The sequence below is a fragment of the Paenibacillus sp. 10L310 genome (genome assembly GCF_056395745.1).
On sequence record NZ_JBFTKC010000013.1, the window covers coordinates 97,390 to 110,214 of the forward strand.

A 12,825-nucleotide genomic window follows, 5' to 3' on the forward strand; every position below is an offset into this window, starting at 1 on the left:
TCAAAAGGAATGTAAACGCGGATGCCTATGCAGAAGATGACCACTGCCAGTAAGCGGTGGTCATCTTTTTTTATGTAAGACTTCGCGTGGCACGTGTAACGATTCGCCGCGTATGTTTGGTATCCGACTGCTGAGTCCAAGTGGCACAGACCTGCCGCACCCACTCTGGATTGGTCTTGCTGGCGTCGTTCAGCCAGTTACTTACCGAATCCTGCACATACTTATGGGCATCGGATTTCACCGCGTCAAGCAAGGGAAGGGCCATGGCCGGATTTTCTTTTAACTCCTGAATATGCTTGGCCCAGACGCCACGAGGTCTGATTGATTCTATGGCAAATCGACGGATCAGTGGATCAGGGTCAACGCTCCATGGGATTAACTGCTGCAAGGCTAAGGATAATTCGGCAGAGATGGACTCCCGTACAGCCATCCAGGCGATTTCTCTTACACCAAAGTGATGATCTGCTGCAAAGGGCCGAATATGCTCCAACTTTTCAGTCAGGTTCAGACCGGAATCCAGCCCAATGATATAAGCCGCCCAGCAGCGAACACTGTCTGAACGATGCTCTGCAATGGAACAAAAGAGATTCGTTTTTTCATTGACTGATGGACGTTTCAACAGATCAAGCCATTGCATGGCTATGGCCGGGATGATTTTCATGATCCGCTGCTCATCCATCTGTGTTAACTGCTCTGTAATTGCTCTGGTTTCGGCATCCATTCCCCATTCATGGGTAACCTTCTGAAAAAGAGAAACATGATCTACAGCCAGCCATTCGGTCAGATTGACCGATTCGATATGTCCTGCTTGTAGCCAATTGCGGATATGCTCAGGAATTTCCGTTGCTTTACGGGCACCTTTGCGAAGAAAAATGTCTTCAGGGATAAATAGATCTGGCTTAGCATCCAACGGTATACTCCTCCTTGGTTGTATAACATCATGAGTTATACAGTACAACTTGCTGGAGAACAGGGATGTAAGGCATCTTACAAGTGGTCAGTGATTTTCCGGAGGTTAGCGATTTCGTCACGATGAAGGGAGACTGATTTGAATCCGGTACGAATACGGCCAGATTTTACCAAGTCTTGCATGACAATCGTAACCGATTCCCGTGTGGCTCCCGCCATCCAGGCAATCTCCTGATGGGTAAGCCCGAGTTGAATCCGGCAGTATTCATCTTCTTCGATCCATCCCATCTGTTCAGCCAGCCGGAAGAGATTATGTAACACCTTTTCATGCAGGTTTCCGAGTGCAAGCGTCTGTGTCAACTCGCTCATACGTTTGATCCGCTCGCTCAGTACGTTCATCAGTCTCATCATAAATTCCGGATGTTCAATCAGAAACTGTTCAAAACGTTGTTTGTTCATCAGGCAAATATCACACTCCTCCATCGTTTCGATATAAACGGCGCGTGTTCCGAGTGAGATTCCGTTCATTTCTCCAAACACGTTACCTTCCGTCAAAATATCGAGAGTGAACTGCTTGCCCTCCGGATTTAATGTATATAAACGAACCTTTCCCCGTTTTACAAAATAGAAACCTTCTGTAAACGTATCGGGTGTCTGGATCTGTTTGTTTTTAGGTATGGTCGTAATAGAAGTCATCCCATCCATTTCAATCAGGTCTGCCTCGGATAAGGAGGACATGAGGTCGAATTGTGATAAATACAGAATTTTATCCATAGAACTCCTTTCCATTACAATATGAATATAAAAAAAAAGAAGAACCCACGAAAAACAACGGGTTCTCTTGCAGCGGGACTTCCTGATCGGAAGGTCTTCTGACTATAAATGATCAAATGCCATTTTGATTATAGTAACTTTTTTAATTGAGAGACGCGTCCTTGGCTGATGCCAAGCTTTTCCGCAATTTGCTGTTGAGCCAAACCGGGATTCTGTTCAACAATTTCTTTCATCTGTTGCAGCATACGTGCCGTCTTTGGCCGCAGGTCCGGGTATTCTTGGTTGTCAGCTGTGGTCCCTTCTTCCCTAGCGGGAGATGAGACTGGGGCGGATTTGGAAGCAGGACGCTCCACGGGTGCAGGAGCCTGTTTGTTCTGAGGTACGAACCAGTCGGGAGAGTCATCCGGGTGTTTTAATTGAATTGCACAAGTCCGGCAGATGAATTGTTCTTTGAAATACATTTCCGTATCTACATCACCGCAAAAAATACATAATGTTGATTTGTACTTTCTTAAAATCAACTCTTTTCCTTCAATGAAAAACTCAAGCGGATCGCCGATATGGATTTCCATCGTATCCCGCATTTCTTTGGGAAGGACAATTCGTCCAAGACGGTCCAGAGATCTCTTCATTCCGGTTCTTTTCATCGCATCTCCCCCGCAATATTCACAATTAAAAACCTGTCCTTATTGTAAGGAAGAAAGGGCTTTAATACAACAATAATATTTCAAAAAAGTGGATAATTCCATCCATTATGGGAAAATAAGTTTAGAAAGCACGGGTGCAACCGCTAAAGTGAACAATGCAGCGAGCACCATGGAGATGCTGGAGATGGTACCGGTCAGGGAACTCAGTTCAAACGCCTTGGATGTCCCTGTGCCATGGGCACCGGTTCCAAACAGTGTGCCTCGTGCAATCTCCCCATCGATGCGCAGCATTTTGACGATGGAAGGGCCCATAATTACTCCGAGCAGACCAGTCATAATAACAAAAACAGCTGTCACTGCGGGTATGCCACCGATTGTGGCGGATACGTTCATGGCAATGGGTGTTGTAATGGAGCGCGGGATCAAGCTGTGGATTAGACCTGAATCCAGGCGCAACCATTTGGCGAGCAGGGCAGAAGAAAGTACGGCAACGACCGAGCCGGTCATGACACTGAAGACAATCTCGGAAATATGTTTTTTGAGTACATGGAAAAAGGTATAGAGCGGTACGGCAAAAGCCACCGTGGCCGGTTGAAGAAGCAGACTCAGCCATTTGCCGCCACTGCTATACGTGGCATAATCCGTTCCGGTTGCAAGCAATATGCCAACAACAAGAAGCGGTGTAATGAGCAACGGAGACAGATATACTTTAGGCAGATTGCGATACATTCGTTTGGTAACCCAATAGATACCGACGGTTAACAACAGGCAGAGGAATCCAATCATCCGGTGTGACGCTCCTTTCGTTTGGCAATTCGTGTAGCCACTAGGCCTGTGCAGGACATGACCAGGAAAGTACTAAGTAGTACGATAAATAAAATTTGCAATCCGTCATGTTCCAACATGGGCATATAGTTCATAATGCCAACGGCTGACGGGATAAAAAATAACAATAGTTCACCGAGCAGCCAGGCAGCTCCAACTTCAATCCAGCGCAGCTTCACGACACGAGTCTGAAGCAGAATGAATAACACGACCATACCGAGTATTGAACCTGGTACAGGAAGATGGAGAGTACGGGCCAGCAGGTCCATCAGCAGTGAAAAAACCATTAAGAGCGCAACTTGTGCAATACCAAGGCCCCATTTTTTCACTTCAATCCCTCCTTGTATAATCAACGTAATCGTTTAAGTTATTATGAAAATGAAAATGATTCATTTGATATCACAAATTTTACATGGCTTCCTTTCATGAGTAAAATGCATATTAAGAATGTTTACTATTCCATTTGTCTATGAGAGGTGAGTATCAACCGATGGATATCCGCCATTTGCAATATTTTCTGGAAGTTGCCCGGCAGCAGAGCTTCACTAAAGCCGCCGAAGTCCTGTATATCACCCAGCCCACGATCAGCAAGACGGTCAAGAGTCTTGAAGAGGAATTGGGTATCACTTTACTGGACCGTTATGGGAAGAAAGTTGAACTAACCGATGCAGGCCATGTGTTTTTTCGGCAGGCACTTGAGATTGAAAAATCATTCCGCAGTCTGTCGTCCGAATTGGACGATCTGATGAATTTGAAGAAAGGCCATCTGCGGATTGGTTTGCCGCCGATGGTAGGATCAAGCTTTTTCCCCATGATCATTGGTGAATTTCACAAAGCCTACCCGCAGGTGACCATTCAGCTGTTTGAGGATGGCGCCAAAAAAGTGGAGGCCGATGTGATCAGTGGTGCACTGGATATTGGCGTTGCCGTACTGCCAACCGTGGATGAGCTGTTGGATCATTTTGTGTTTGTGAAAGAGAAGCTGAACCTGCTCGTACACCCTTCACATCCACTTGCTGGAAAAGAATCGGTCGCGCTGCATGAACTGGAAAACGACGCCTTTGTGCTGTTTCGGGAGGATTTTGCATTGCATGACCGGATTATTGTGGCCTGTCAGCATGCTGGCTTCCAGCCCCGTGTGGTATATGAGAGCTCCCAGTGGGATCTGCTCAGCGCGATGGTTGCTGCCAATTTGGGGGTAGCCTTACTGCCGGAGACGATCTGTCGTGAGGTAGACCATATGCGCGTGCGCATTATACCCGTGGTGGAACCGGTGATTCCATGGCAGCTCGGCATGATCTGGCGGAAGGATCGTTATCTTTCATTTGCCACGAGAGAGTGGATTGGATTCACTCAGTCGATCCTGGGTGAGTAAGGGAAGCGATCGGAAGGTTGTTCCATTCTAGTGCCCAGTGTAAATACTCTTTTGTTGACCCCGGATCGTTGTTACAATGGAAGCATAATCATGATGGAGGTGTACGAACATGAAATTGCGGGTATCCGCTGTACAATACCAGCTACAAACAATCAGCTCGTTTGAGCAGTTCGCCGCTCAGGCTGAGCATTACATACGGACAGCGAGTGAATACGGAACCGAATTTGTGCTGTTCCCGGAATTTTTCACAACGCAGTTAATGTCCATTGGGGACAAACAAGGCAATGCACTGACAATTGAGGATCTGCCAAACTTTACGGAGCAATATGAACAACTGTTCACGTCACTCGCTACCAAGTACGGCATGCACGTCATCGGGGGAACCCACGTCATTCGACGTGAAGGGAAGCTGTATAATACAGCCCACATGTTCTACCCGGATGGTCGCATCGCGCGGCAGGACAAGATTCACATTACACCAACCGAAGTCCAGGAATGGAACATGGCTCCCGGAGAGGGACTTGAGGTGTTCGACACGGACAAAGGCCGTATTGCGATGCTGACCTGTTACGATATTGAATTCCCGGAAATTGTACGGATGGCCAAAGCCAAAGGCGCAGACGTAATTTTCTGTCCTTCCTGCACGGACGATCGTCATGGATTCTACCGTGTGCGTTATACGAGTCATGCCCGCGCGGTAGAGAATCAGGTGTATGTTGTGTTAACCGGAACAGTGGGTAATCTGCCGACCGTTGATTTCATGCGGGCCAACTATGGACAGGCTGCGATCATTACGCCAAATGATATTCCGTTCCCGCCACGTGGCATTCTGGCCGAGGGTGAGATTAACAACGATATGATCGTGACCGCCGATCTGGATCTGGACTTGTTGTATGAGGTACGTGAACGTGGATCGGTAACGACCTGGCGTGACCGCCGTACTGATCTATATACCGATTGGGAGTAGGCAACCTTATAGAGGTTGTTCAAAAAGCCCGCTTTTGATTACGAAGGATGCCTAGTGGCATCATCAGCATCGAATATGGAATTCAGCCGAAATGTCCGTTGCTCACGTAGTCTTCCCTACGCTCCGCTACTCCATTTCTAGCTTCATCCCATCTTCTCGGTACTGAAAACCGACCTCTTTGAACACATAATTAAAACCTAAGCGAAACAGAGTAGGGAATTCATTTTGTCAGTGGAAAGGGGTGAACAGGCAACATGTATACCAAAGAAATGCTGATCACCGATCCGGAGCGAAGTGGTAAAAGGGTAAAGGCAGTCGTTCGCAATTATGTTACTGCCGACTTTGAGGAACTCATTGGCATTCAGGCGGAGAGTTTCCCTCCTCCTTATCCGGAAGAACTGCTCTGGAGTCACGAGCAGCTCACCAGTCATGTACAGCATTACCCGGAGGGTGCCATCTGTATTGAAGTCGATGGAGAGTTGGCCGGATCAATGACCTCGCTACGGATGCAGTGGGACCCTGCACATCCAGCAAGTCATACCTGGGCCCAAGTAACGGATGACGGTTATATTCGTAACCACCAGCCGGATGGCAACACGCTGTATATTGTTGATCTCTGTGTTCGTCCAAAGTACCGCAAATGGGGACTGGCTCAGCTTATGATGCAGGCGATGTACCACCTTGTCATCGCTCAGGGGATGGATCGGTTACTGGGTGCTGGTAGAATGCCCGGTTATCATTTGGTTGCAGACCAACTGTCTGCGCAGGAATATCTGGATCAGGTAGCAGCGGGAGAGAGGCGTGACCCGGTGATATCGTTCCTGCTTCGCTGTGGCCGCATGCCTGTTGGTGTGACCGCAGACTATCTGGACGATGAGGAATCCTGCAACTATGCAGCCCTGATGGAGTGGCAGAATCCGTTCAGATAAAGAAATGTTAAATGAAATACATTATCAATCGAGGGGGTATTTATTCATGGAATTCACGCGGATTACATCCATTAAAGATCCATTGTTTGCCCAAATGCACAAGTTGATGCAGGAGATTTTCCCGCGGGAAGAAGTGCTTGACTTCCCCCTGTGGGAAGAACCACTGGAAGATCCGGGTATTCGGGTGTTCGTGGCTGTGCATGAGGGACAGGTTGTTGGAGCGACAGAGTACCGTTATTACGAGGATTGGAACGTAGCCATGACGGACTTTACGATTATTGGGCGTGAAGGTCTGGGGATCGGCAGTTTCCTGGCGAATAACCGCAAGCGTGATCTGCAAAAGCTGGCTGCAGCAAACGGGAAAGAATTGTTCGGTATGTTTGCCGAAATCTATAACCCTTATCTGAGTCAGGATCATGAGTTTGGCGGCATCAAGCCGATGGACCCGTATGTGCGTCGCGAAGTGCTGTCCCATCTAGGATATCAGCGTCTGGACTTCCCGTATGTTCATCCATCCTGGCAAGGTGACGGTGAAGCAGTTGGCGGATTGGATCTGTGTTTCATGCCAGGCGATGAGTCGCTTGATGAACTGCCAGCCAGTCTGGTGGCTGATTTCCTGAATCGATATTATGCAGTGCTTCCTAACAAACCACAAGAATGGCTTGCCATGGTAGAGCAATTGACTGCTCGCAAGTCGGTTGCGCTACTGCCGTTGTGAACTGGACGGGATAGAACATTAGATCATAGTGGCGTTGCAAGTACCTTGAAGAATGATGACAGATGCAAAAAGCCCGTAGAACAGGCCATTATTGGACCTGCTTTCTACGGGCTTTTTCTATTTAGTTCAAGGTTGAGATTGAGCCAATGTATGATGGGTTTAAAATATTTTCTTTAAGAAGTGGTGAATGAGCTCATGGATCTCTGTCACATGTGTTTCGAGAGCAAAATGCCCAGTATCAAGTAAATGCACTTCTGCAGATGGGATATCACGCTTATAAGCTAAAGCTCCAGCAGGAAGAAAAGCAGGATCATTTTTACCCCATACAGCTAGAAGAGGAGGTTGATAATTGCGGAAATAAGCCTGAAATTCAGGATAAAGATCCACGTTTGTTCTATAATCGAGGATTAAATCCAGTTGGATTTCTTCGGCTTCCGGGCGTGACATGTAGGCAATATCCAGTGAATATCCGTCTGGTGAAACAAGGCTAGCATCAGTTCCATGAAGATACTGAAAGTTACGGATAGTTTCGGGGGTTAAGGAATCACGACATGCTTCACGATTTTCAGGTGTTGGAGAGTGCCAATACATCTCCCAAGGTCCCCATGCGTCACTAAACCCTTCGACATATGCGTTGCCATTCTGACTAATAATGGCTTGAACTTGTTCCGGGTGAGCCACTGCCAAGCGATAACCGACAGGTGCCCCATAATCAAACACATACATTACATATTTCTTAAGAGCTAATGCTTCAGTGAAACCTTCAATAACTCGAAACAGGCTGTCAAATGTGAAGTCAAACTGACTGCGCGGTGGAGTTGTTGTGCGACCAAACCCAGCAAGATCAGGGGAAATGACACGGTATTGTTCTGCCAGTTTGGGAATAAGGTCGCGAAACATATGACTAGAGGATGGAAACCCGTGTAATAGTAAAATAACTTGGCCATCCTTAGGCCCGGCTTCACGGTAAAAAACTTCGACATCTCCAACTTTCTGGTGCTGATAACTAATCTTCATTTTTTACATCTCCTTCTGGATTCATTAAGAAGTCCAATATTATTTCTCTTACTTACTTGTACAACTGGTGATGACGTGTTTTTATTGTATAATTAATATATTTATTTGAATAATGAATAGATTGAATGCTAGCTATTTTAAATCGAAATACAAAAGGGTGAAAGATATGATAAATTCCTTAGAGGGTCGTTACTTTCAGGCATTTATTGCTTTGCTTGAAGAGAAGAGTTTCAGCCGAGCTGGGGAGCGCTTAGGTTATGTCCAGTCCACAGTAACAACTCATATTCAACAGCTGGAGAAGATCTGCGGACAGAAGTTGTTTCATCGATTTCCACGAGGGGTGGAACCTACGGAAGCTGGAAAAGTATTTTCCAAATATGCTTATCAGTATGTCCACTTAAGTGAATCCCTTAAAGAAAGTATGAATGATATGAATGAGCCGTGCGGAACAATAAATATTAGACTACAGGAATCCTTTTTTCTTACACGCATGCTTCCATTTGTACAGGAATATACGAGAAACTTTCCAAGCGTAAATTTACGTGTTGAACAAGGGGCGCATCAAGATATTCTAAAAAGTGTGCTGGATTATGCCCTGGATTTTGGCATTGTTCCTCAAAACCCTGAGCGACATGACATTCTCTTTTATCCGATTATGGAAGAGACTATTGTTTTTGTTGCATCTGAGGATTTGGTTCGGAAAGTGGAAAGTGTAGGGGCGCAGATTTTAAATGACGAGGTGTTCATCAGTAACGGCACATCTTGTTTGTATCATACGACTGCTGTAGATGTTCTAAAGAATGAAGGGATTGTGGTTAAGGATGCGTTAGAGCTTTCAAGTCTTGAGATGATCAAGGAACTTGTATGCTGTGGAAAAGGTTTTGCCTTGGTCCCTAAAATAGCGATCAAAAACGAACTAAAGATGGGTAGATTAAAAATTCTTCCTTTTACTTCTAAAATAAGCTTTACGCATGGTCTGATTGTTCATAAAAATCGAGAGCGTAGTTTTACTGCTGAAAGTTTCCAATCGGAACTACTGAAATATTTTAAAGAATGTTGATCCATCAGCTCTTGTAGCCTTCTGAAATGGAAAAAGGTTGAATGCCGATTGTGTGTAATTCAAATAACGCACATGTTCATCCTCGTAAGATGGATCATGTGCGTTATAGATGTGTAATCTTGAAGAAACTTCAGTACTTGGTGATTCACTATGAAGCTCTTTTTAGAATATTAAAAAAATAAAATCAGTTCGCGTCCTTTCGATCCGGGAGCTGGCTCAAATAACTGTTGGACAAGTGTGCAAGATCCAATGCTCGATCATATTGTTCCTTGGTTATAAACCGCGAAGGAGACACCTCACTGTTATTGGGTGTGGAGAATACTGAAGGTACCTTTTCCGCCGAAATCTTCGATATCTCTTCTGAAGGAACACCCGTCTGCTGTTGCCCTTCATCCTGTCTGCCCGCATCAGCTAGGGAATAATGCGTTCCGTCCCCGTATCCTTTCGCCGGTATGAAGAGAGAAGCATCGTTTAGCACGGAACCGGAAGGAAGATAATATCGTTCGGGTAGGAGATTTCCACCTTCATGCAACAAATCCTGTCCGAAGTGTAATTGGTCCTTCAGCGATACTCCGGTGAGTCCCGCAATCGTTGGCAGAATGTCCACCTGGCCTCCGATCTGCTCCAGCTGTACACCCGGAGTAGCACCCGGGGCCGAGATAATGAGTGGAATATTAATCATATCTGCTGATGTGTATTCCCGACCATACAACTCTTTCATAAGGACTTTGTCATCCCGATCCAGTGAATAGATGGGAAGTCCCAGGTGATCCCCGTACAAGACAAACAAACTATTTTCCCATAATCCCCGTTCTTTCAATCCAGCAATCAACTGTCCAACCGCCTGATCGGCATAATGCTGTGATATCAGATAATCACCGGGCAACGTATCTTTGTAACGCTCTGGCAGCGTCAGCTTCACCTTGTTTTTAGGCAAAGTGTACGGGTGGTGGGCTGACATGGAGATGATATGGGCATAGAAGGGATCGCCCGAAGACTGCATGGTTTCCAGCTTATCCAGTGTTTTGGAATACAGTACTTCATCCGAGGCCGAAAAGGCGATAGAGTCCTGTGTGCCGAAATAATCAATATCATAATACTGGTCGAATCCAAGTGCCTTGTATAACTGATCCCGATTCCAGAAACGAACATCATTTGTATGGAATGTAGCTGTCTGATATCCGTTTGCTGACATCAGCTTGGGTAGACTCGGCAGAGCTTTATCCGCATATACAGTTGTTGCTGCCCCGTTCGGCGGGGTGTAGAACGATGTGTTCACAACAAATTCTGCATCCGATGTATTTCCCTGTCCCACTTGCTGATAAAAGTTCGGAAAATACAGGCTCTGTCTAGCCAATTGATTCAGATTAGGCGTAATCTCTTGTCCATCTACCTCTAATCCAATCAGAAAGTTCTGAAACGATTCCAACTGGAGCATAATCACGTTGCGTCCGCTCGCGGCACCCTGCTCCACAATTGCAGGAAGTTCGGTCGTTTGTTTCAGCTGGTCGATGTCAGTCTGATCAATGTGAGCGATGGGCACAGGTTTATCAGGTCGATCCAGGATGGTATACGCCTCGTAACCGAGGATGCCCATCTGTTCTGCTTGTGTAAGCTCACTCATGCTGGCCCGATTGGGATAGATGTTAAGCATGCACAGGATCATGGACAAGGTCAGTATGACCGAGGCAACCCTTCTTCTGGCACGTCGTTCAAGCGGAATGCGGTTCGGACGTTCTGTACTCCCGAGCTTGATCCGACGACGAATGAGTATCCCCCCGATAATCAGAACGTCTACAAAAATAAACAAATAATAGGGGTCAAGCAAAGAAAACATGCTGCTCTTGACCGAGGTCACCTGATTCACCTGTGCCAACGCATGATAGTTAACGATTACGCCATAGTATTTGTAGTACATGATGGCTGCAAAGAAAATCCCTGAGAGCAGCAAATTCATGGCAAGGTATATCCACATTCGCCGCTTGGCAGCAAACCACTCGATTAGACAGAAGCCGATCCAGATGAGCGGCAATTCGGTCAGCAGTGGTTTCCAGACAGGGATGTCATCGAAGATAACAATCCAGGCCAGTGAACTTTTGATCATCATGATAATGGTAAAGAATATAAACGGTCCGCTTAGAAATCGGGTGAGTGAACTGCGTGACAAGGTACCGCCTTCCCTTCCGAAGTTTCATTTAACAAGTATTATCCTATCTGAGCATGGCTGTGTCAAAAATGAGAGCCTTCTACAATTGACGGCAAAAAACCTCTTCCATGCAGGAAGAGGTTTGAAAAAACATGGGCTACTGCGATAAAAGATAGATGCGACCCAATTTCGTTATTCTATAGTGTACGTTGTGACGTAAGAAGGTCTGGGGAACATGGTGGGCTTCTGTGCGGTCAGCCCTTCGCTTGTACTGCGGTTACGGTGAGCGTGACTATATGCTTGGGATTCCTGCCAGCCTTTGAAATGTTCCTCCGACTGCCAGAGTGTAAGTACGACATATGTGTCATCCTTCAGAGGACGAAGCACACGAATACCAACAAAGCCAGGCTCGTCTTCTACCTTGCGGGCACGGTTCTTAAACCGTTCTTCGAAATCGTTACGACCATCCTCTGTGACAGGGATATTGTTGAGAACAGCGTAACCTCCGCCAGTCCAGGAGCCTGCTGCATCGAAAGCTTCATATGCGGCTACCTTATCATCAGACTCAATATTCATCAGGCGTTCTGCGGATTCAATAGCCAGACGCACGTGCTCTTCGCTTCGCAAAGTCAGATGCGGGTATGCAGCAAGTGCATCTGGAATCGGTGAAGGAACCAAATAGATATACATAGAAGCGGCCTCCTTATTAAGTACATTCTAACTCAACATAGCATATGGGATTGTGCGAGTCCAATCGGTTCACATGTATCGGACAGGTGGGCTAATTCCGAGCTGAGTAGTATAGGTTTGCCGCAATAGAAGATAAACAATGAATGACAAACACTGCAGTAATAATGAAAAAGGAAAGCGATATTCCGTCTAGCATAACTACGAGGATCCATGCCAGAGCAAGACTGATAGTGGTCGCATTCCAGGAGAAGGCTTTTGCTCTCGTGATACAATAGAGGTACCGCTCATCCAGTCCGTTGTGCTTTTTTGCAATCAACCTTGTGAAAAAAATAATGAGTATTGCAAATAACAAACCAGCTACAATTCCACCGATCCCGATCATCCGATTCAGTAATTCAGAACTCAATATTCTCATCTCCTTCAAAAATAAATAATTCCTCGATCTGACAGCCAAATAATTGGGCAAGCTTGTGAGCAAGCACAAGAGAAGGTTTGTACTTTCCGGATTCCAACGATATGATGGTCTGCCTGGAGACCTTTAGCCGTTGAGACAGTTCTTCCTGTGTGATGTGCATATGTATTCGTTTGTCTCTGATTAGATTTTGCAAGTATATCCTCCCATAAGTAAAGTTCGCTTTACGTAAAGTTAACTTTACTTATGCGACGATGGAATGTCAATCTCTCTTTATAATATTTTCCACTTCTTCGAGGTGGTGCTGTGTCCAAAAGCATATTTCATGATAAAGTATAATCACTACAAACAGAACG

Annotated in this window: 15 protein-coding genes; 5 read left to right on the forward strand and 10 right to left on the reverse strand. The window is 45.9% G+C overall.

Features of this window, described 5'->3' with window-relative positions:
- Window positions 1–70: 70 nt before the first annotated feature.
- The 5 genes from AC1DE7_RS23205 to AC1DE7_RS23225 all read right to left on the reverse strand — a co-directional run bounded on the left by AC1DE7_RS23205 (window position 71) and on the right by AC1DE7_RS23225 (window position 3,484).
- A complete protein-coding gene (locus AC1DE7_RS23205; RefSeq protein WP_084649982.1) occupies window positions 71–910 on the reverse strand; it encodes a DNA alkylation repair protein in 840 nt (279 codons plus the stop codon).
- Between the two features lie 77 nt (window positions 911–987).
- On the reverse strand, window positions 988–1,683 hold the full coding sequence (locus AC1DE7_RS23210) for a Crp/Fnr family transcriptional regulator (RefSeq protein WP_405158111.1): 696 nt from the start codon (window positions 1,681–1,683) through the stop codon (window positions 988–990).
- A gap of 128 nt (window positions 1,684–1,811) precedes the next feature.
- Window positions 1,812–2,330, reverse strand: a complete 519-nt coding sequence (locus AC1DE7_RS23215) for an AbrB/MazE/SpoVT family DNA-binding domain-containing protein (protein ID WP_047840820.1) — start codon at window positions 2,328–2,330, stop codon at window positions 1,812–1,814.
- Window positions 2,331–2,435: 105 nt separating this feature from the next.
- On the reverse strand, window positions 2,436–3,116 hold the full coding sequence (locus tag AC1DE7_RS23220; RefSeq protein WP_076251772.1) for a CidB/LrgB family autolysis modulator: 681 nt from the start codon (window positions 3,114–3,116) through the stop codon (window positions 2,436–2,438).
- Complete coding sequence (locus tag AC1DE7_RS23225; RefSeq protein ID WP_017691758.1) at window positions 3,113–3,484, reverse strand: CidA/LrgA family protein; 372 nt, start codon at window positions 3,482–3,484, stop codon at window positions 3,113–3,115. Before AC1DE7_RS23225 ends, AC1DE7_RS23220 begins: the two co-directional genes overlap by 4 nt.
- A 161-nt stretch (window positions 3,485–3,645) precedes the next feature.
- Between AC1DE7_RS23225 and cidR the strand changes: the two genes are divergently transcribed.
- The 4 genes from cidR (at window position 3,646) to AC1DE7_RS23245 (ending at window position 7,144) form a co-directional block, all read left to right on the forward strand.
- Window positions 3,646–4,530: a cidABC operon transcriptional activator CidR gene (cidR, locus tag AC1DE7_RS23230; RefSeq protein WP_477535276.1), complete on the forward strand. Its 885-nt coding sequence runs from the start codon at window positions 3,646–3,648 to the stop codon at window positions 4,528–4,530.
- 109 nt (window positions 4,531–4,639) lie between these two features.
- On the forward strand, window positions 4,640–5,497 hold the full coding sequence (locus AC1DE7_RS23235) for a carbon-nitrogen hydrolase family protein (protein ID WP_282319988.1): 858 nt from the start codon (window positions 4,640–4,642) through the stop codon (window positions 5,495–5,497).
- Between the two features lie 254 nt (window positions 5,498–5,751).
- Entirely contained in the window at window positions 5,752–6,426 is a 675-nt protein-coding gene (locus AC1DE7_RS23240; protein WP_076253726.1) for a GNAT family N-acetyltransferase, read from the forward strand.
- 46 nt (window positions 6,427–6,472) lie between these two features.
- Window positions 6,473–7,144 (forward strand): GNAT family N-acetyltransferase, encoded by a 672-nt coding sequence (locus AC1DE7_RS23245; protein WP_282319989.1) that lies wholly within the window; start codon window positions 6,473–6,475, stop codon window positions 7,142–7,144.
- 159 nt (window positions 7,145–7,303) lie between these two features.
- Here AC1DE7_RS23245 and AC1DE7_RS23250 read toward each other — a convergent pair whose 3' ends face one another.
- Window positions 7,304–8,161, reverse strand: a complete 858-nt coding sequence (locus AC1DE7_RS23250) for an alpha/beta fold hydrolase (protein WP_477535277.1) — start codon at window positions 8,159–8,161, stop codon at window positions 7,304–7,306.
- 112 nt (window positions 8,162–8,273) lie between these two features.
- Between AC1DE7_RS23250 and AC1DE7_RS23255 the strand changes: the two genes are divergently transcribed.
- A complete protein-coding gene (locus AC1DE7_RS23255) occupies window positions 8,274–9,221 on the forward strand; it encodes a LysR family transcriptional regulator (protein ID WP_477535278.1) in 948 nt (315 codons plus the stop codon).
- 184 nt (window positions 9,222–9,405) lie between these two features.
- Here the strand turns inward: AC1DE7_RS23255 and AC1DE7_RS23260 are convergent, their stop codons facing one another.
- From AC1DE7_RS23260 to AC1DE7_RS23275, 4 genes are all read right to left on the reverse strand, one after another.
- Window positions 9,406–11,328, reverse strand: a complete 1,923-nt coding sequence (locus tag AC1DE7_RS23260; protein ID WP_477535312.1) for an LTA synthase family protein — start codon at window positions 11,326–11,328, stop codon at window positions 9,406–9,408.
- A gap of 231 nt (window positions 11,329–11,559) precedes the next feature.
- A complete protein-coding gene (locus tag AC1DE7_RS23265) occupies window positions 11,560–12,057 on the reverse strand; it encodes an antibiotic biosynthesis monooxygenase family protein (protein ID WP_036612926.1) in 498 nt (165 codons plus the stop codon).
- Window positions 12,058–12,148: 91 nt separating this feature from the next.
- Window positions 12,149–12,463, reverse strand: a complete 315-nt coding sequence (locus AC1DE7_RS23270; RefSeq protein ID WP_051449528.1) for a hypothetical protein — start codon at window positions 12,461–12,463, stop codon at window positions 12,149–12,151.
- Window positions 12,453–12,665, reverse strand: coding sequence for a helix-turn-helix transcriptional regulator (locus tag AC1DE7_RS23275; RefSeq protein ID WP_036612923.1), 213 nt, complete (start codon window positions 12,663–12,665; stop codon window positions 12,453–12,455). The genes AC1DE7_RS23270 and AC1DE7_RS23275 overlap by 11 nt, the downstream gene beginning before the upstream one ends.
- Window positions 12,666–12,825: the final 160 nt, after the last annotated feature.